The sequence below is a fragment of the Streptacidiphilus jiangxiensis genome (genome assembly GCF_900109465.1).
GTDB classification, from domain to species: domain Bacteria; phylum Actinomycetota; class Actinomycetes; order Streptomycetales; family Streptomycetaceae; genus Streptacidiphilus; species Streptacidiphilus jiangxiensis.
The window spans coordinates 61,994-80,941 of the sequence record NZ_FOAZ01000015.1 but is presented as its reverse complement, the minus strand read 5'-3'; the positions used below and the strand labels follow the sequence as shown (position 1 = coordinate 80,941).

At 72.8% G+C, this 18,948-nt stretch carries 19 protein-coding genes; 13 read left to right on the top strand and 6 right to left on the bottom strand.

The window, feature by feature from the left end; all coding sequences use genetic code 11:
* Window positions 1–450: 450 nt before the first annotated feature.
* Entirely contained in the window at window positions 451–1,044 is a 594-nt protein-coding gene (locus BMY61_RS26370; protein ID WP_082015174.1) for a C40 family peptidase, read from the top strand.
* Window positions 1,045–1,049: 5 nt separating this feature from the next.
* On the opposite strand, the gene BMY61_RS26365 is transcribed toward BMY61_RS26370, so the two are convergent.
* Window positions 1,050–1,520 (bottom strand): MarR family winged helix-turn-helix transcriptional regulator, encoded by a 471-nt coding sequence (locus BMY61_RS26365; RefSeq protein ID WP_042450612.1) that lies wholly within the window; start codon window positions 1,518–1,520, stop codon window positions 1,050–1,052.
* A gap of 62 nt (window positions 1,521–1,582) precedes the next feature.
* On the opposite strand from BMY61_RS26365, the gene BMY61_RS26360 reads away from it, so the two are divergent.
* On the top strand, window positions 1,583–2,512 hold the full coding sequence (locus tag BMY61_RS26360) for an LLM class flavin-dependent oxidoreductase (protein WP_042450614.1): 930 nt from the start codon (window positions 1,583–1,585) through the stop codon (window positions 2,510–2,512).
* Here BMY61_RS26360 and BMY61_RS26355 read toward each other — a convergent pair.
* Window positions 2,422–3,030: a hypothetical protein gene (locus tag BMY61_RS26355; RefSeq protein WP_075004076.1), complete on the bottom strand. Its 609-nt coding sequence runs from the start codon at window positions 3,028–3,030 to the stop codon at window positions 2,422–2,424. The two genes, BMY61_RS26360 and BMY61_RS26355, sit on opposite strands and share 91 nt — an antisense overlap.
* Window positions 3,031–3,098: 68 nt before the next feature.
* On the opposite strand from BMY61_RS26355, the gene BMY61_RS26350 reads away from it, so the two are divergent.
* Window positions 3,099–3,647, top strand: coding sequence for a TetR/AcrR family transcriptional regulator (locus BMY61_RS26350; protein ID WP_042450618.1), 549 nt, complete (start codon window positions 3,099–3,101; stop codon window positions 3,645–3,647).
* Between the two features lie 152 nt (window positions 3,648–3,799).
* On the opposite strand, the gene BMY61_RS26345 is transcribed toward BMY61_RS26350, so the two are convergent.
* Window positions 3,800–4,951, bottom strand: coding sequence for an 8-amino-7-oxononanoate synthase (locus BMY61_RS26345; RefSeq protein WP_042450619.1), 1,152 nt, complete (start codon window positions 4,949–4,951; stop codon window positions 3,800–3,802).
* A 130-nt stretch (window positions 4,952–5,081) separates the two neighbouring features.
* On the opposite strand from BMY61_RS26345, the gene BMY61_RS26340 reads away from it, so the two are divergent.
* Window positions 5,082–5,984 (top strand): SDR family oxidoreductase, encoded by a 903-nt coding sequence (locus BMY61_RS26340; RefSeq protein ID WP_042450621.1) that lies wholly within the window; start codon window positions 5,082–5,084, stop codon window positions 5,982–5,984.
* Between the two features lie 10 nt (window positions 5,985–5,994).
* Here BMY61_RS26340 and BMY61_RS26335 read toward each other — a convergent pair whose 3' ends face one another.
* Complete coding sequence (locus BMY61_RS26335) at window positions 5,995–6,723, bottom strand: hypothetical protein (RefSeq protein ID WP_042450623.1); 729 nt, start codon at window positions 6,721–6,723, stop codon at window positions 5,995–5,997.
* Between the two features lie 196 nt (window positions 6,724–6,919).
* Here BMY61_RS26335 and bioB point away from each other — a divergent pair, with 196 nt between their 5' ends.
* The 6 genes from bioB (at window position 6,920) to BMY61_RS26305 (ending at window position 14,703) form a co-directional block, all read left to right on the top strand.
* Window positions 6,920–7,984: a biotin synthase BioB gene (gene bioB, locus BMY61_RS26330; RefSeq protein WP_075004075.1), complete on the top strand. Its 1,065-nt coding sequence runs from the start codon at window positions 6,920–6,922 to the stop codon at window positions 7,982–7,984.
* A gap of 20 nt (window positions 7,985–8,004) precedes the next feature.
* Window positions 8,005–9,297, top strand: a complete 1,293-nt coding sequence (locus BMY61_RS26325) for an adenosylmethionine--8-amino-7-oxononanoate transaminase (RefSeq protein ID WP_042450625.1) — start codon at window positions 8,005–8,007, stop codon at window positions 9,295–9,297.
* 493 nt (window positions 9,298–9,790) lie between these two features.
* Window positions 9,791–10,504 carry a dethiobiotin synthase gene (gene bioD / locus BMY61_RS26320; RefSeq protein ID WP_174514558.1) on the top strand — a complete coding sequence of 238 codons (714 nt, stop codon included), beginning with the start codon at window positions 9,791–9,793 and terminating at the stop codon, window positions 10,502–10,504.
* Window positions 10,505–10,552: 48 nt separating this feature from the next.
* A complete protein-coding gene (locus tag BMY61_RS26315) occupies window positions 10,553–11,221 on the top strand; it encodes a hypothetical protein (protein WP_052439226.1) in 669 nt (222 codons plus the stop codon).
* A 116-nt stretch (window positions 11,222–11,337) separates the two neighbouring features.
* On the top strand, window positions 11,338–12,114 hold the full coding sequence (locus BMY61_RS26310; protein WP_042455484.1) for an ABC transporter ATP-binding protein: 777 nt from the start codon (window positions 11,338–11,340) through the stop codon (window positions 12,112–12,114).
* Between the two features lie 18 nt (window positions 12,115–12,132).
* Entirely contained in the window at window positions 12,133–14,703 is a 2,571-nt protein-coding gene (locus BMY61_RS26305; RefSeq protein WP_042455481.1) for an ABC transporter permease, read from the top strand.
* Here BMY61_RS26305 and BMY61_RS26300 read toward each other — a convergent pair.
* Entirely contained in the window at window positions 14,656–14,961 is a 306-nt protein-coding gene (locus BMY61_RS26300) for a hypothetical protein (RefSeq protein ID WP_042455478.1), read from the bottom strand. The two genes, BMY61_RS26305 and BMY61_RS26300, sit on opposite strands and share 48 nt — an antisense overlap.
* A 38-nt stretch (window positions 14,962–14,999) precedes the next feature.
* Window positions 15,000–15,422 carry a GNAT family N-acetyltransferase gene (locus BMY61_RS26295; protein WP_042455475.1) on the bottom strand — a complete coding sequence of 141 codons (423 nt, stop codon included), beginning with the start codon at window positions 15,420–15,422 and terminating at the stop codon, window positions 15,000–15,002.
* 208 nt (window positions 15,423–15,630) lie between these two features.
* Here BMY61_RS26295 and BMY61_RS26290 point away from each other — a divergent pair, with 208 nt between their 5' ends.
* The 3 genes from BMY61_RS26290 (at window position 15,631) to BMY61_RS26280 (ending at window position 18,947) form a co-directional block, all read left to right on the top strand.
* On the top strand, window positions 15,631–16,401 hold the full coding sequence (locus tag BMY61_RS26290) for a class I SAM-dependent methyltransferase (RefSeq protein ID WP_052439225.1): 771 nt from the start codon (window positions 15,631–15,633) through the stop codon (window positions 16,399–16,401).
* 88 nt (window positions 16,402–16,489) lie between these two features.
* The gene (locus BMY61_RS26285; RefSeq protein ID WP_042455473.1) at window positions 16,490–17,659 is read left to right on the top strand and encodes a type ISP restriction/modification enzyme; all 1,170 of its coding nucleotides are present in this window, start codon (window positions 16,490–16,492) and stop codon (window positions 17,657–17,659) included.
* A gap of 145 nt (window positions 17,660–17,804) precedes the next feature.
* The gene (locus BMY61_RS26280) at window positions 17,805–18,947 is read left to right on the top strand and encodes an ROK family protein (protein WP_042455469.1); all 1,143 of its coding nucleotides are present in this window, start codon (window positions 17,805–17,807) and stop codon (window positions 18,945–18,947) included.
* Window position 18,948: the final 1 nt, after the last annotated feature.

Below are 18,948 nucleotides of genomic sequence, written 5' to 3'. Positions count from 1 at the left end.
CGTTCGAGTGAATGCATTCTTCCGATTGCCGCATTTCCGCAGGTCATTGAATGTTCCCAGCTCGGAAAACCGATTTATGCAATCCGTTCGGCGTTACTCCGGACGCCGCAAGAATTGCGACCCAAACGTTGCGTGACAAGAATCACAAAGGTCCGGCGTAACGTGAAGACGGCATAAAAACATGCCAATACTGTCCGCCGAACGAACAAGTCCTCGCCACCCTGGCGGGGCGGTCCGGCCGGACGCCTAGTCTCGCCACCGGTCGGACGCCAGGTGCTCACACACACCTGACAGGCGAGAACGGGAGACCCAGGCACGACGGCACGGCGTCAGGGAAACGCCGAGCCTTGGGGTGAAGCCGAAACGCACGGACGGTGCGCGGCCGGGCAGCTTCTGGAGCCCGAACCCGACAGGGACAACTTTCGTAGGCGGTTCCGGAAGGGCTTCCGCATGTCCGCGTCCCATGATTCCGCGCGCCACCATGCCCTGAACGAGATCCAGAACCACCATTCTCGAGGGCCCCGCCGCGGTCGCCATGCCCGCCCCTCGCAGCACGGCGTCAACCGGCTTCTCGGCGTCCACCACGGCTCGACCGGTCGGCGGCTCAAGACGGGGCTGACCACCCTCGCAGCCACCGGCGCCTTCCTCGGCGCCACCGCCGTGGCAGCCCCCTCCGCCGACGCCGGCGCGCTCACCATAGGGCAGAAGGCCCTCAGGATCGCCGAGTCCAAGCACGGCGACCCCTACCGCTGGGGAGCCACCGGCCCCAACTCGTTCGACTGCTCCGGACTGACGTACTACGCGTTCCGCCACGCCGGCCGCCACCTGCCGCGCACGGCGCAGGACCAGTACAACCGCGTCCAGCACATCTCGTTCCGTCAACTGCGGCCCGGCGACCTGATCTTCTTCCACTACGGCTCGTACGTCTACCACGTCGGCATCTACGCCGGGCACTGGGAGATCTGGCACGCGCCGCACTCCGGCAGCTACGTGAAGCTGGAGCACATCTGGACCGACTCGGTCTGGTTCGGCCGCGTCAACTGACGTCGTCAGCCGAGGTCGTCGGACGGCGCGGTGGCGAGCAGCACGGAGAGCAGCCGCCCGAGCGCGTCCGGGTCCTCGCCCGCCGCCACGAGCGGCGCGAGGAACCCGCGCTCGACGTCCGCCCGGACGGCCTCGGCATGCAGCAGCAGGGCCGCGCCGCCCTCCGTGACATGGAGCGCGTTGCGGCGCCGGTCGGTGGGGCTGCGTCGACGCTCGACCAGCCCCTTGGCCTCCAGGGCGTCGGCCAGCGCCACCATCGTGGTGCGGTCGACGCCGAGGGCAGTGGCGGCCTCCGCCTGCGACAGCGGCTCCCCCCGGTCACCACCCCCCAGCACGGCGAGGACGGCCAGCTCGCGCCCGTCGATGCCGAGCGGCGCGAGCGCGCGGGTGCTCGCCTCGGCGAAGCGGTGGTGGGCGTGCTTGAGCAGGTAGCCCAGGCGGGCCCGCAGGGCGTTCGGCGTCGCGTCGTCGGTCATGGCCGTATGGTAATCGCCTTGACTGATAGTCAGTGGCGCTGATGATTGGCTAGGCTGACGGCATGGAGCTGAGCTTCGGTCTCAAGACCACCCCCATGCGCGTCGACTACCACGAGATCCTGCGCGTCTGGCAGCAGGCGGACGAGGCATCGGAGATCCAGGACGCCTGGCTCTGGGACCACCTGATGCCCGTCGCCGGCCCCCCCGACGGCGCGATCCTCGAGGGCTGGACGCTGCTGAGCGCCCTGGCCGCGCAGACCCGCCGCCTGCGGCTCGGCCTGCTGGTGACCAGCAACCGGATCCGACCGCCCGCCGTCCTGGGCAAGATGGCCACCACCGTCGACGTGATCTCCGGTGGGCGCCTGGTCATGGGCCTGGGCGTCGGGGGCACCCACCAGCCGCCGGGCACCGGCGGGATCGCCGGCCCCAACCCGGCGGAGGCGGAGTACGCCGCCTACGGCATCCCCTTGGTCTCCCCGGGCGAGGGCATCACCCGCCTGGAGGAGACCATCGCGATCCTGCGCGCCATGTGGCGCGACGACTGCTTCGACTTCGCTGGCCCGTACACCAGCCTCACCAGCACCCGGAACGAGCCCAAGCCGGTCCAGGCGGGCGGCCCTCCCCTGCTGATCGGCGGCTGGGGCGACCGCACCCTGCGCGTGGTCGCCGAGCACGCCGACATCTGGAACATCCCCGGCCCACCGCACAACCCCGTCGAGCACCTGGCCCGACGCGCCCGCGTCCTGGACGCGCACTGCGCGGAGATCGGTCGCGATCCGCGGACCCTCACCCGCTCGGTGCAGTACATCGTCGACTACGCCGACCCCGCCGCCGACCGCGCTACCCTCGCACGCCTTGTCGAACTGGGCTTCTCGCACCTGGTGCTGAGCCTGCGCAGCCCCTATCCCCCGGACGTGGTGCGGTGGTTGGTCGACGAGATCATCACCCCGCTCCGCGAGTCGGGCTTGGGCCTGCGCGGGAACACGGTGTAACTGAACGACCAGAGGAAGTCGATCCCGAGGACGACACCCCAGGCGCCCATCCACTGCAGCAACGGCTGCGCACGGTGGACGTCCCCGATGACCGCCGTGTCGACCGCCACGAGCGCGGCGCCGATGCACCAGGCCAGCAGGTGCCGCAGCCACATCCGCCGCTCGTGCGCGGCGTGGGCGGGCCCGCTCTTCGGCGGGCGCCGCACGGCGGCAGCCGCCGCCTCCTCCGGCGTCCCGAAGCGGGCGGCGAAGCGGATGTCCGCCCAGCGCACCATCGTGGTGCCGAAGGCGAGCGAGACGGCGATGTAGACCGCCGCCAGCGCGTGCGCCTCGGTGGGCGCCGCACCACGCGCGAGGTCGACCAGCGAGGCCACGAAGAGCAGCAGGTCGATCACGGGCAGCCCGAGCAGCAGAGCCGCTCCGGCGCGGGGCCGCCGCAGCGGGTAGCGGACGAGCAGCGCCGCGCAGAGCACCACCCAGAAGGCGATCTCGCAGCCGGCGATCAGGAGGTAGAGCATTCCGGACGCACTCCCTTGGTAGTACGTGCGTACCAAAACAAGTTAACACGACTGTGCTAAAAAGAGGCATGCCCAAGGTCGTGGACCCCGAGCAACGCCGCGCCTCCGTCGCGGAGGCGGTCTGGCGCGTGGTGCTGCGCAACGGCCTGGACGGCGTCTCCGTCCGCACCGTCGCCACCGAGGCCGGCCTCTCGGCCGGCTCCCTGCGCCACTACTTCGCCACCCAGGCGGAGGTGCTGACCTTCGCCATGCAACTGGTCATCGATCGGGTCCGGGCGCGCGTCCACGTGGCGACCACGGTCCGCGACGTCATCGGGGAGCTGCTCCCCCTGGACGCGGAACGCCGCGCCGAGGCGGAGGTGTGGCTCGCCTTCAGCACCCGCGCCCAGGTCGACCCGACCCTCCGCGCGCTGCGTGACACCAGTTACGACCTGCTGGAAGCCCTCTGCGGTCGGCTGGTCGAGGCGGTGGCCCCGGGCGCGCAGGACGTCGAGGTGGAACGCCTCTACGCCCTCATCGACGGCCTGGTCCTCCACGCGGTGATGCGGCCGGACCGTGCGACTCCGGAGCTGCTCCGGACCGTCGTGGACCGGCATTTGGAGGAGCTTGTGCACTAAGGCCCAGTTGCACTGTCCAGGGGCGCGAGGAACTGCGCGAGTAACCACCCCGTGCGGATGGCCCTGCGCGTTGAGGACCATCCGTATATGGGTGGCTTGTCGCGCCCCGCGGCGGAGCCGCTCATCGACAGAGCCTCGCGCCCCTCACGCGGCTATCGCCGTGCGGTCTCGGCGATCAGGTCCACCGCCCAGGCGATCTGCTCGTCCGTCAGGTCCGCGCGAGCGGTCAGCCGGAGGCGGCTGAAGCGGTCCGGCACGGACGGCGGGCGGAAGCAGCCGACACCGAGGCCGCGGGCGCGGAGCTCCGTCGCCCAGGCCAGCGCCGCCTCAGGGGAGGGCGCGCGGACGCCGACGACCGCCGCGTCCGGCACGCTCGCCGCCAGGCCCCGCTCCAGCAGGCCCGTGGAGAGGGCGTGCGCGACCTCCCGCGCGCGCTCCGCGCGCGAGGGCTCTGCCCGCAGCGCCCGCAGCGCGCCCAGCGCGGCTCCCGCCGCGGCAGGGGCGAGGCCGGTGTCGAAGATGAACGTGCGGGCCGCCTGCACCAGGTGCTCGATCACCCGACGCGGGCCCAGCACCGCGCCGCCCTGCGAGGCCAGGGACTTGGACAGGGTCACCGTCGTCACCACGTCCGGCGCGCCGGCCAGGCCGGCCGCCGCGGTCGCGCCCGCACCGCCGGGGCCGAGGACACCGAGGCCGTGGGCATCGTCCACGACCAGCGCCGCACCGTGGTCACGACAGGCCGCGGCCAGGGCGGCCAGGGGCGCGGCGTCCCCGTCGACGGAGAAGACGGAGTCGCTGACGGCGATCGCCCGCTCCTCACTGCGTGTGGCCAGCTCGGCGCGGAACGCGTCGGGATCACGGTGCGCGGCGCGGGCGACCCGGGCACGGGAGAGGCGGCAGCCGTCGATCAGCGAGGCGTGGTTGAGCGCGTCCGAGACGATCAGCGCGCCGGGGCCGGTGAGCGCGGTGAGCGCGGCGAGGTTCGCGGTGTAGCCGGAGGAGAAGACGAGCGCGGCCTCGACCCCGCAGAAGTCGGCGAGCTCCTGCTCCAACTCGGCGTGGAGCTCCGTCGTACCGGTCACCAGGCGTGACCCGGTGGCCCCGCCGCCCCAGCGCAGGGCCGCGTCCGCGGCGGCCCGGGTGACCCGGGGATCGTGGGTGAGGCCGAGGTAGTCGTTGCTCGCGAGGTCCAGCACGTCGCCGACGGCCGGACGGGGACGCAGTGTCCGCACCAGCCCGGCGCTGCGGCGCTGCTCGGCGGCGGCGTCGATCCAGGCGAAGGGGTCCGCGGTGGCGATGCTCATGCGCCGACCCTTTCAGCTCCGCCCCGGCCCGGACAACTCGCCACGGGTGCGAGATCGATCACGGATGCGGCGGCGGGAGGGGTCACGGTGGTTTAATAAATGAACAGCCGTTTATAAATGGGAGCGCCTCATGGGAAGCCCGGACAAGCCGCTCGCGGGTCAGGTCGCCCTCGTCGCCGGGGGCACGCGCGGCGGGGGCCGCGGCATCTCCGTCGAACTCGGCGCGGCGGGCGCGACGGTCTACGTCACCGGCCGCAGCAGCCGAGACGGTGGCGCGTCGGACCTGAACCGTCCCGAGACCGTCGAGGAGACCGCGGACGCCGTCACCGCCGCCGGCGGTGTCGGCATCGCCGTTCGCGTCGACCACAGCGACTCCGCTCAGGTGCGGGAGCTGGTCGCCCGGATCGACGCCGAGCAGGGCGGTCGCCTCGACGTGCTGGTCAACTGCGTCTGGGGCGGTGATCCGCTGACGGAGTGGGGGCGCGCGCTCTGGGAGATGGACCTCGACCAGGGACTGCGCCTGCTGCGTCGTGCCGTCGAGACGCATGTGATCACCAGTCACCACGCACTGCCACTGCTGGTCGCCCGCGGACGCGGCCTGGTGGTCGAGGTGACGGACGGCAACACCGCGCGCTACCGGGGCTCCTTCTTCTACGACCTGGCGAAGGCGTCCGTCATCCGCCTCGCCGTCGCCCAGGCGGAGGAGCTGCGCCCCCACGGGGTGACGGCGGTCGCGCTCACACCGGGCTTCCTGCGCTCGGAGGCGGTACTGGACCACTTCGGCGTCACCGAGGCAGCGTGGCGCGACGGCGTGGCACAGGATGTCGACTTCGCGGCGTCCGAGAGCCCCGCCTACCTCGGCCGCGCGGTCGCTGCGCTGGCGGCGGACCCCTCGGTCCAGGACCTCACCGGCCGCTCCCTCGCCACCTGGGACCTCGCCCCTCGCTACGGCTTCACGGACGCGGACGGCTCCCGACCCGACTGGGCCGCGCACTGGCACACCCATCTGGAAGCCAAGCTGGGACCGCTCTGAGTCTCGCGGCTCAGCTGTCCCAGAGAACCGTGTCGCCGAGCTCCGCGGAGAGCGTGAACTCCGTCGAGGCCAGCCCGCCCGCCGTCGCCTGGGCGGTGCCGTTGACCGCCGCCGCCTGGACGACGGTGACGAAGCGGCCGACCTGTTCGACCCGCTGCTGTTCCGTGCCGATCGCCGAGGTGACCGAGGGCAGCTCGTTGCCGGGCTCACGGAACACCGCGACCCCGCCGGCCTGGCTCGCGTTGCCGAACAGCGGCTTGGCGTGCCGCGCGGTCGCGGCGTCGGGGTAGCCGAAGACCGTGACGGAGGCCACGACACTGTGGTCCGCACTGACGTAGGACGCGGTCACATATCCCTGGCAGGACGTGGTCACGCCGCTCGGCGACGCCGTGCCGAGGACGTCCGCGCAGTTCGCGGACGAGCCGAGCGCGTAGCGGGTGGCCTGGAACGGGCTCGGGTTGTTCGGACCCGCGGGGATCTCGACCGTGGCGGGAAGGAGCGACGCGGACTCCGGCAGGGCCGACGGCGCGGCTGACGCGCCGTCCGCGCCCACCGGGGCGGACAGGCTGTCCTGGGAGACGCTGCTGCCGGTGGCGTTCGCGGATCCGGCGTCGCCGCCGGTGTAGTGGACCTCCATCCAGGTGGCAGCGGCCGCGGAGACGGCGAGCGCACCGAGCAGCGCGATGACGCGCGTGCGGCGCGGCCGTTGGTCCGGGGCCGGCTCTCCCCTGTGGGTCATGCTCCAGAGTGTAGGGGTCAAACGCACGTCCGAACGAGTGGGGGCGAGCCGGAAACGGAACCCCGCCAACCGCTGCCACCAGGGACGATTGTTGTCGGAACCGGTTGATCCAGGACAACACACCCAGCTCTGTGTGAGATGTTCTATGCACTTCGGCTATGGCGAGGCTCGAGCTCGGCAAGGCAGGATCGCTGCCATGGACCTGCTCGACACACTCGTCTCCAAGGCGCTCGACCGCGAACTTCCCACGCGTGAAGAGGCCCTCGCCGTCCTTGCCACCACGGACGACGAGCTTCTCGACGTCGTCGCCGCCGCCGGCCGGGTGCGCCGGGCCTACTTCGGTCGGCGCGTCAAGCTCAACTACCTCGTCAACCTCAAGAGCGGCCTCTGCCCCGAGGACTGCTCCTACTGCTCGCAGCGGCTCGGCTCCAAGGCCGAGATCCTGAAGTACACCTGGCTGAAGCCGGACCAGGCCGCCGCCGCGGCGAAGGCCGGTGTCGCGGGTGGCGCCAAGCGGGTCTGCCTGGTGGCGAGCGGTCGCGGGCCGACGGACAAGGACGTGGACCGGGTCACCGACACCATCGCGGCGATCAAGGAGGAGAACGAGCAGGTCGAGATCTGCGCCTGCCTCGGCCTCCTCTCCGACGGCCAGGCCGAGCGCCTGCGCGACGCGGGCGTGCACGCCTACAACCACAACCTCAACACGTCCGAGACCACGTACGAGGACATCTGCTCCACGCACGACTTCGCCGACCGCGTCGACACCGTGCAGAAGGCGCAGGGCGCCGGCCTGTCCGCCTGCTCCGGTCTGATCGCGGGCATGGGCGAGAGCGACAACGACCTGGTCGACGTCGTCTTCGCGCTGCGCGAGCTGGGCTCGGACTCGGTGCCGGTCAACTTCCTGATCCCGTTCGAGGGCACCCCGCTGGCCAAGGAGTGGAACCTCACCCCGCAGCGCTGCCTGCGCATCCTGGCGATGGTCCGGTTCTGCTTCCCGGACATGGAGGTCCGCATCGCCGGTGGCCGCGAGGTGCATCTGCGCTCGCTGCAGCCGCTGGCGCTGCACATCGCCAACTCGATCTTCCTCGGCGACTACCTCACCAGTGAGGGCCAGGCCGGGCAGGCCGACCTCGAGATGATCGCGGACGCGGGCTTCGTGGTGGAGGGCTCCGACGAGGCGACCCTGCCGCGCGACCGCGAGCACGCGGACGTGGCCGTGCGACGTCGTGGCGCGGGCACCGACCTGCCGCCGAACGCGTGAGCACTGACTCTTTCGAGGTCATGGACGTCGACCGGCTGCTGGAGCTCGACCGCGCCCACGTCTGGCACCCCTACGGGGCCATGCCGGGCGCGGCCGAGCCCTACCCCGTCGCCTCGGCGAGCGGGGTCCGGCTGCGGCTGGCCCGGCCCGTCGAGGGCCGGGACGAGCTGGTCGACGGCATGTCCTCGTGGTGGTCCGCGATCCACGGCTACGGGCACCCGGTCCTCGACGAGGCGGTGCGCGACCAGCTCGGGCGGATGAGCCACGTCATGTTCGGCGGGCTCACCCACGAGCCCGCGGTGCGGCTGGCGGCCAAGCTGGTGGAGTTGACGCCGGAGCCGCTGCAGCACGTGTTCCTGGCGGACTCCGGCTCGGTCTCGGTCGAGGTCGCGGCCAAGATGTGCCTGCAGTACTGGCGTTCGCAGGGCCGCCCGGAGAAGCACCGGCTGCTGACCTGGCGCGGCGGCTACCACGGCGACACCTTCCACCCCATGTCCGTGTGCGACCCCGAGGGCGGGATGCACGAGCTGTGGACGGGTGTGCTTCCGCGTCAGATCTTCGCGGACGCCCCGCCGGACGGCTTCGACGCTCCCGTCGACCCGGCCTACGTCGCGCACCTGGACGAGCTGCTGTCGCGCCACGCGGCGGAGGCGGCGGCGGTGATCGTCGAACCGGTGGTCCAGGGCGCGGGCGGCATGCGCTTCCACTCCCCCGCGTACCTGCGGGTGCTGCGGGAGCTGTGCGACGCGCACGACGTGCTGCTGGTCTTCGACGAGATCGCCACCGGCTTCGGCCGCACGGGCGCGCTGTTCGCGGCGGACCACGCGGGTGTCTCGCCGGACGTCATGTGCGTCGGCAAGGCGCTGACCGGGGGTTACCTGACGCTCGCCGCGGCGCTGTGCACGACGCGCGTCGCGGAGGGCATCAGCCGCGGCGAGGTCCCCGTGCTGGCGCACGGCCCGACGTTCATGGGCAACCCGCTGGCGACGGCGGTGGCCAACGCCTCCATCGACCTGCTGCTGGGCCAGGACTGGCAGCAGGAGGTCAAGCGGATCGGCGCGGGCCTGGACGCCGGCCTCGCCCCGGCCCGCGACCTGCCGGGCGTGCGGGACGTCCGCGTCCTCGGCGCGATCGGCGTGGTCCAGCTCGACCACGACGTCGACATGCGCGCGGCGACGGCGGCGGCCGCACGGGAGGGCGTCTGGCTGCGCCCGTTCCGCGACCTCGTCTACACGATGCCGCCGTACGTCACCTCCGACGCCGACCTGGCCACCCTGTGCGCGGGCGTCCGCGCGGCGGCGGCCGCGGGCTAGCCCGCTTGCCCGCGGGCCGCGCGTGCGCCTGCACGGACGGCCCGCGCGCGGCACTGCGCCGGCGGGGCACCTCGCCCCGGAGCCGTCCGCCGCAGGCGGCCCGGCTTGCGGCACGCGGCGCGCGGCGGTCCGCCGCTGGGCGGTCCGGCTCCACGGGCCGGTTCGCTCCCGCCGGCTCGCCGCAGGCGGCTTGCCGCCAGGCGACCATCCCGCCCCGGCAGGGTCGGCGGGTCGGCCGTCCGGCCGGGCCGGCAGCCCGCGACGGTCCGCCGCGGAGCTGCCTGCCGCAGAGCCGACTGCGCCAGGCGGCCCGGCTCCGCAGACCGGTTCGCCGCAGGCGGCTTGCCGCCGGGCGACGTTCCCGCTCCAGCGGGGCCGTCGGGCCGGGCCGGCGGCCGCACCCGGCAGCCCTGTTCGCCACCGGCGGGCCAAGGCCGGGGCCCCGACCCCGCCATCGTCCACCCCACCCCCTACGAGAAAGCGACCCCGCAGCGTGAGCACCATCCTCCTGGTCACCGGCACCAACACGGAGATCGGCAAGACCGTCACCACCGCGGCCGTCGCGGCACTGGCCGTCGCCGACGGCCGGAAGGTCGCCGTGATGAAGCCCGCGCAGACGGGCATGGCGCCCGGCGAGCCCGGCGACCTGGAGGACGTGCGCCGGCTCGCGGGTGAGCTGACCTTCAGCGAGCTCGCGCGCTACCCGGAGCCGCTGGCCCCCGGTACGGCTGCCGCGCGGGCCGGCATGCGGCCGATCACGCCGGCGGAGATCGCCGCGGAGGCGGCGCGGCTCGCGCAGACGCACGACCTGGTCCTGGTCGAGGGCGCGGGCGGCCTGCTGGTCCGCTTCGACGCCGAGGGCTCCTCGCTGGCCGACGTCCCGGCCGAGCTGGCGAAGCTGGGCCACGCGGCGGAGGCGCTGGTCGTGGTGACGGCCGCGCTCGGCACCCTGAACCTCACCGAGCTGACCGCGGAGGCCCTGCGCGCCCGCAACATCCCGCTCCGCGGCATCGTCATCGGCGGCTGGCCGCAGGAGCCGGACCTCGCCATGCGCTGCAACCTCCTCGACCTCCCGCTGGTCGCGGACGCCCCTCTCCTCGGCGCCCTCCCGACCGCCTGTGCCGGCCCGGACGTCACCCCGGAGACCTTCCTCCCCATCGCCCGTGCCTCCCTGGCCCCCGCGCTGGGCGGAACCTGGTCTCCCTGATCCCCCGATCCGGCCCGCCACGGCGGGAGAACGATCCAGAATGCCCGTATGACGGAGCAGTCGGACGAGGCGATCGCGGCGGAACGGGCCGCGCGCGCACGCGCCTTCCTCGCGTGCACGCAGGAACTGACGCACCTGCTGGGGATCGAACCACCGGAGGTCGACGCGGACGCACCGGACCGAAAGCGTGCGCGGCACCTCGCCATCGGCATCAGAAAGACGCTGAAGCACGCGACGCACCTCCCCGAAGCACTCTTCGAGCCGATCATGGCCGCAGGCGTTCACGATCCGGACCCGAGTTTCTGCGGCTGGTTCGTCGTGCCCGCGGTGCACGTCTTCGGTCGCCGGCGCGTGTTGGAGCGGCTGGTGGAGTACCTGCGCTCGGGCACCGACGCCCAGCGTTCGGGCGCGACCCGCGCCTGGTACCAGGCGCACGTTCCGGTGGGCGGGAACTCCTCCGACACACCTCGCGACCCGGCCCTGGACGACGCCGACGAGGCCACCGAGGCGTGGCTCGAGGAGTCCCTTCGCGTCTACCTCGACGAGAGCATCCACCCCTCGGTCCGGTACAACGTGCTGCACATGATCCCGCCCGTGCGGGAGCAGTACCCGGTCCGGCTGCACGACCTCTACCTGCGGGCGGTCGACACCGCCCGGGTCGACCCCGCGGAGGGAATCCGGCACTGGGCCGGTTACGCCGACCGCGACCCCGCCTGACGCTCGTCAGGGTCGGGCTCAGGGTCGCGCTCCGTCGTGCGGCGGATGCCGTGGCCCGGGCACCCGCCTAGGCTCGTGCTGGACGCAGTTCCATCTGCCGGCCGGGGGAGCCGAACATGGCAGCACAGGACAGATCCGCGCCCGCCGCGAGAGCGGTCGGGTTGAGCAAGGCGTACGGGAGCGGTGACACCGCCGTCCTCGCGTTGGACCGTGTCGACGTCGAGATCGACGCCGGGCGGTTCACCGCGATCATGGGGCCGTCGGGGTCGGGGAAGTCGACGCTGATGCACTGCCTCGCGGGGCTGGACAAGCCCACCGGCGGGGAGGTGTGGGTCGGGGACACGGAGCTTTCGCGCCTGGGCGACAAGCAGCTGACACGACTGCGCCGCGACCGGATCGGGTTCGTGTTCCAGGCGTTCAACCTGCTGCCGACGCTGACCGCCGAGGAGAACATCACGCTCCCCGGCGACATCGCGGGGCGCAAGGCCGACGCCGGCTGGCTCGCGCAGGTCGTGGAGACGCTCGGGCTGCAGGACCGGCTGCGGCACCGACCGCACGAGCTGTCCGGCGGGCAGCAGCAGCGCGTCGCGGTGGCGCGCGCCCTCGCCGCGCGGCCGCAGCTGATCTTCGCCGACGAGCCGACGGGCAACCTGGACTCGCGCTCCGGCGCGGAGGTGCTGGGCTTCCTGCGGCGCAGCGTGGACGAGTTGGGGCAGACGGTGGTGATGGTCACCCACGACCCGAACGCCGCCTCCTTCGCCGATCTGGTGCTCTTCCTCGCGGACGGCCGGATCGTGGACCGGCTCATGGGGCCGACCGCCGACACCGTGCTGGAGCGGATGCGCCGCTTCGACTCCCGCGGCGCGAAGCCGACCACGGCGACCACGGACTGAGCGGCCGGGAGACACGCGATGTTGAAGGCGACCTTCCGCAGCTTCCTCGCCCACAAGGGCCGGCTCGCCCTGTCGATGCTGGCCGTGCTGCTCTCGGTGGCGTTCGTCGCCGGGACGCTGATGTTCACCGACACCATCGGCTCGACCTTCGATGAGCTCTTCCGCTCGACCTCGCCGGACGTCAGCGTCACCGCCCACAACGACGTCGCCGGGCGCAACGACCAGAACTTCTCCGGCACCGTCCCGACGGTGCCGGAGTCGCTGATACCGACGGTGCGGCAGGTCCCCGGCGTCGCGTCGGTCGTCGGGCGGGTCCAGCTGGCCGGGATCGTGCTGACCGATGCGAACAACAAGAGCATCGGCGCGATCGGCGGCGCCCCGACCATCGGCATCAACTGGGACCTGCGGCCGAACTCGCCGGTCGACCTCACCTCCGGCAGCGCCCCGCACGGCGACGGCCAGGTGGTCGTGGACGCCGACACCGTCCACAAGCACCACCTGGTGCTGGGGCAGCAACTGCACGTCATCGCCGCGACGGGCGGGTTCCCGGTGACGCTGACCGGCATCGCGACGTTCAACACCACCAACCCCGGTGCCACGCTGGTGTTCCTGGACACCCCGACGGCGCAGACGCGGCTGCTCGGCCACGCGGGCGTGTTCACCTCCATCGACCTGACCGCCGACAAGGGCGTCACCCACGAGCAGCTGCGTGACCGCGTCGCGCCTGTGGTCGGCAGCGCCTATGACGTGAAGACGGCCGAGCAGACCGCCAAGGACGCGGCGCAGACGCTCGGCGCCTTCCTGTCGGTGATCAAGGACGCGCTGCTCGGCTTCGCCGGCATCGCCGTCCTGGTCGGTGTCTCGCTGATCCTCAACACCTTCTCGATGCTGGTGGCTCAGCGCACCCGCGAGCTGGGGCTGATGCGGGCGCTGGGAGCCAGCCGGGAGCAGGTGAACCGGTCGGTGCTGGTGGAGGCCGCGCTGCTCGGGCTGGTCGGTTCGACGCTCGGGCTCCTGCTCGGGGTCGCGCTCGCCCTGGGCCTGATCAAGCTGATCGCGGCGGGCGGCATGGTGCTGAAGGGCAGCCAGCTGGCGGTGCACTGGCCGACGATCGTCGCCGCCTACGCGGTCGGCATCATCGTCACCACCGTCTCCGCCTACCTGCCGGCGCGTCGCGCGTCGCGGATCTCGCCGATGGCGGCGCTGCGCGAGGCGGACACCCCGGGCCGCGGCGCACCGCTGCGAGTGCGGGCCGTCGTCGGCCTGGTGGTGCTGGCCGTGGCCACGGGCGCGCTGGTCGGGGCGGCGACCGACAAGAACCTCGGACAGGCGGGCCTGCTGCTCGGCGCGGGGGTGCTGCTGAGCCTCGTGGGCCTGATCGTCGTCGGGCCGCTGCTCGCGCGGCCGGTGATCCGGGCGATCGGCGGCTGGTTCCCGCGCGTCTTCGGTCCGGTCGGCACGCTCAGCCAGCGCAACGCGCTGCGCAACCCGCGCCGCACCAGCGCCACCGCGTCCGCGCTGATGATCGGGCTGGCCCTGGTGGCGTCGCTCTCGATCGTCGGCTCCTCGCTCGCCGCCTCCTTCGACGCGCAGATCGACAAGACCATCGGCGCGGACCTGATCGTGCAGAACAGCACCGGTCTGCCGTTCCCGAACGAAGTCGGCGACACGGTCGAGGCCACGCCGGGCGTCGGCCTGGCGGTGCGCGGCCAGGGCACCCGCGGCGCGCTGGTGGCGGCGGACGGGACGCAGCAGAAGACCGTCGTGGTCGGCACCAGCCCTGGGTTGGAGAAGGTGGTGCGCATCGAGATGCGCGCCGGCACCGTCGCGGCAGGCACCGCGCCCGGCCACGTGATGATCGGCTCCAACTACGCCGACGCCCACGGCCTGCACCTGGGCAGCCCCGTCAACATCCTGTTCCAGAGCGGGCAGACGGGCACGCTGACGGTCGGCGGCATCGACGTCACGGACACCAATCCGGGCGGGCTGGGCGACGAGCCGGTGCTCGCCACCTCCACGCTGCGGCAGTACGTGCCGGGCGCGCTCGACGACATCGTCTTCGTCAACGTCGCGCCGGGCGCCGACAAGGCGCAGGTCAAGAGCGCCCTGACGACCGCGCTGGCCAAGGACCCGCAGGTGCAGGTGCGGGACCAGACGGACTACAAGAAGTTGATCCGCGGGCAGATCGACCTGCTGCTCAACCTCGTCTACGGGCTGCTGGCGCTGGCCATCATCATCGCGATCCTGGGCGTGGTGAACACCCTGGCGCTGTCGGTGATCGAGCGGACCCGCGAGATCGGGCTGCTGCGCGCGATCGGCCTGGGCCGGGCGCAGTTGCGCCGCATGGTCCGACTGGAGGCCGTGGTGATCTCCCTGTTCGGGGCCGTACTGGGCCTCGGGCTGGGCCTCGGCTGGGGGCTGACGGCGCAACGGCTGCTGGCCGCCAAGGGGCTGCAGGCGCTGGCCATCCCCTGGGCGACGATCATCGCGGTCGTCGTCGGCGCGGCGGTGGTCGGCCTGCTGGCCGCCCTCGGCCCCGCACTACGCGCCTCGCGCCTCGACGTGCTCGACGCGATCGCCCACGAGTGACTCCACTGCCGTGAGCAGCCGGGGCAGGGTGAGGGCCAGCTCCCAGAGCTCCTCCCCCTCCCCCGGCGCAGGATCGACACCGTCCAGCAGCGGTTGGAACCGCTCCGCGGCCTGCCACAGCTCCGGTGGCACGCCCACGTCGCGCTCACGCAACTCGGCAAGACGCGTCAGCAGCGCGCCGCCGATCGCGCGCAGCTCCGCGACGTCACCGGCGTCGGTGTCGGTGTCGGTCTCGGTGTGCGGTAGTTGAGCCACCATGCCCTCGACCGTACGCCCGGGGACTGACAATTGGGACCTCAGGCCAGCGGCCTGACCCAGCGCCGCCAGTGCTCCTCGCGCTCGTACCCGGCGGCCGCCCACGCGGCCTGGCCGGTCTCGTTCTCGACCAGCACCATCGCGTCCGCGCGACGCCCGCCTGCGGCGAGGAAACGGGCGTGGGCGGCGTCCAGCAGCACCCGGGAGACTCCCTGACGGCGCTGGTCCGGGTGCACGGCCAGCCGGTAGAGGCTGGCACGCCAGCCGTCCCAGCCCGCGATGACCGTCCCGACGAGCCGCCCGTCCCGCTCGGCCAGGATCAGCGCCTCCCCGTCGCGCTCGATCAGCCGGGTCACCCCGGCCACGTCGTCGCTGATGCTCGTCCCCTCGGCCGCCTCCTTCCAGAAGGCGAGGACGGCGTGGACGTCGGACGGCAGCGCGGTCCGTGTGCGCAGGTTCTCCATGCCGTCCAGCCAAGCAGCGCGGCGCCTGGCCGCGCCGCGGATTCCGCCGGTCGAGACGACAGGCGAACTACAGCCCGGCAAACCCTCGTTGACGGTGTGACGGATGTTGCAGGAATGAGACCGGGAACCGTTCCCGAAGCCGAACAAGATCACTACACTCTGCGCGTCAGTTCTGGATCACGGGGGCCATCGTCGACAGGAGCGCGGCGTGACCGCCGAAACCGCAGAGATCATCTCCTACCAGGCCCCCGACACGGCGGACGACTACCGCCGCTGGGACGACTCCGCGTCCTGGCTGCTCGGGTACTCCTTCCTCCCCCTGGCCCTGGGCCTGACCGAGGGCCGGGCGACGCGCCTGCTGGATCTCGGCTGCGGCCCCGGCGACGTCACCCGCTGGCTGGCGGAGAGATCCGACGCGGTCATCACCGCCGTCGACTCCTCCGCCGCAATGATCGACTTCGCCCGCGCCGACGCCCCCCACCCGCGCATCGACTACCGCCACAGCGAGGACGGCCTGCCGTTCCTCGCCGACGGCTCGATGGACGCGGCAATGGCCTGCTTCCTGTTCACCTGCGTCGACGACGAGTCCACGATCCGCGACCTGATCACCGAGGTCGCCCGCGTGGTCCGCCCGGGCGGCCGGTTCACCATCCTGGTCCCCAACCCCGACCACGCCTCCGGCGCGGAGTTCGAGGGCTTCCGCCGCGGGGACGCGGGCGCCGCGTACCGGGCGGGCGAGCTGATGCCGGTGCACGTCCAGCGCACCGACGGCACCTGGACGACCATCACGAACCGCTACTGGACCCGCGAGACGTACCGCACCGCGCTGACGAAGGCAGGCTTCGAGGGCCCCGTCCGCGAACTGGCCCCCGTCCACGCGGACGCGGTGGACCTCGCCGACCCGGAACTCTTCGCGGGGCGGGCCTGGATCAAGGAGCGGACCGCCGCCCCCTTCCTGCTGATAACCGCGGTGAAGTAGCCGCACCACCCCCAGGGGCGCGAGGTGGTTTCTCGCGCAGTTCCTCGCGCCCCTGAGGTGACTGCAACGATCCCTTTAGCATGTCTTCGTGACCGATACGGGAGGGGAGCAGACGCCGGCGCGCGTCGGGGAGCTGCTGCCCTGGTCGGTGCGGGGGATCAGGACCGGGCGGCCGTGGGTCGTCTCCGCCGACCCTGAGGTGCTGGAAGAGCGGTGGCGCAGGCTCGTCGCCGCCCCGGCGGACGAGCGCTCCGCGCTCTTCGAGCCGTCGCGGGCGCGGACGCTCGACTCCGCCGTGCCGGGCCTGCCCGGCCAGCGGACGAGCACCCGAAGGCTGTCCCGGGAGCCGGGCGGGCAACCGCCGCTCGTCCGCGTGCGCACCCGCCCGTTCGACCGGGCCTGGCTGCTCGCCGACCACCGGCTGCTCGACCAGGCCCGACCGGAGCTGTGGCGCGCGGACGGCCCGCACCAGCGGTACCTGCTGGTGCATCCCGAGCCCGCCCCGCCGAGCGTCAGCGCCGAGCTGCCCGTCGACCCGCGTGTGCGCGTCCACCCGCTGCACCGGCGGCCTGACGGCAAGGAACCCAATCTCGTGCCGGGGCTGCTGCGCCACCTGCGGCGCGCCTACGCCGCGCCCGTCACCGCCGAGTCCGTCCTGGCCTGGATCGCCGCCGTCTCCGCCCACCCCGGCGCCGCGCGCGACGCCGTGCCGCTGCCGCGTTCCGCCGCGACCTGGGCGGAGGGGGTCGCGCTGGGCCGTCGCGTGATCGAGCTGCACACCTTCGCCCAGGGCGGCGGACTGCGACTGCCCGACGGCCGGAGGACGTTCGTTCGTCAGCCCGTCGATCGGCAGCCGGAGGACCTCGGCTACGACGCCGACGAGGAGACGCTGATCCTCGGTGAGGGCCGCCTCGCACCCGTGCCGCCGCAGACCTGGGCCGCGGAGACCACGCTGCGCGAGTGGTTCGCCGACCGCAGCGCGTTCCGCGGCGCGCCCAGCGGCACCCTCGCCGCACTCGGCCTGACGGCGTGGCCACAGCGGGCGACGACGGAGCTGGTGGAGCTGACCACGACACTGGCCCGGCTGGCGGAACTGCTCCCGGCGCAGCGCGCCCTCGCGGCCGACGGAGGGCCCTGGTTCACCCGCGCGGACCTGCGGGAGGCCGCGATCCTCCCGGTCCCGCCGGCGGCCCGACGCCCGGCATCCGTCCTGGACCGACTGGAGGAAGGCCCCGAAGGCCAGTACGCACTGTTGTGAGCAGGGGCCGCAAGTGTTGCCGTTTGATACCGAAGCCCCGACTGAGCTGCGATGACGCTCGCCGACGCCTCCTCGGCCCGGCTACCATCCGGCTTTGGGTCGACCATCGAGTCGAACGGATTCGGGAAGCACGGAAGGACGGAGCGTGGCCCAGCTCATCGGTGGTGATTCCTCACTGCTGCGGCGGATCAACTCCGCGGTGACGCTGCGTGCTCTCCGCGACGGTGCGGTCCTGACGCTCACCCAGCTGGTGGGCGAGACCGGGCTGTCCCGTCCCACCGTCGAGGGCGTGATCGAAGGCCTGATCGAGTCCGGTCTGGTCGCCGAGGTCGAGCCCGCCGACGAGGGCGTACGGCAGCGTGGCCGTCCGGCCCGGCACTTCCGCTTCCGCGCCGAGGCGGGCCACCTGCTCGGCGTCGAGATCGGCACGCACGGCGCCCGCGCGATCGTCTCCGACCTGCGCGGCCGCACGCTGGGCGCCTACGGCCGCCCCATCGACGAGACCACCGAGGCGGACGAACGGCTCGCCCTGGTCCGCGCGACCGTCGCGGAGCTGCTGAGGCGCGGCGGGATCTCCCGCGAGTCACTGTGGGCGGTCGGCGTCGGCACGCCCGGCGTCGTGGACGCCGAGGGCGTGGTCCAGCTCGGCACGGCCCTGCCCGGCTGGACCGGGCTCGACCTGGCCAACCGGCTGCGGCGCTCGTTCCGCTGCCCGGTGCTGGTCGAGAACGACGCGAACCTGGCGGCGATCGGCGAGCACTGGAAGGGCGCGGCGATCGGCAGGGGCGACGTGGTCTTCGTCCTGGCAGGCCTCAGCCCCGGCGCCGGCTCCCTGATCGGCGGCCGCCTGCACCGCGGGTTCGGCGGCGCGGCCGGCGAGATCGGCTCCCTACACCTCCTCGGCCAGGAGGACGAGCCCTCCCGCCTCCTGTCCACGACGGAGAGCGCGCTGCGCGACCCCCTGGACGAGGCCGCGGTCGCCCGGGTCCTACGCCGCGCGCAACAGGGTGACCATGTCGCGATGGACGTCCGCGACCGCTTCGTCGCCCGCCTGGTCCGCGACGTCGCTGCGCTGGTCCTGGCGATCGACCCGCAGATCGTCGTCATCGGCGGTTGGGCCAGCGGGTTGGACGGCGTCGTGGAACCGCTGCGCAAGCAGCTGGGTCGGCTGTGCCTGCGCCCCCCGGAGGTCCAGCTCGCCGCGCTGGGCGACGCGGCGATCGCCATCGGCGCGGTGAAGTTGGCCTTCGACCACGCGGAGCAGCAACTCTTCGCCGTCGACCAGTAGC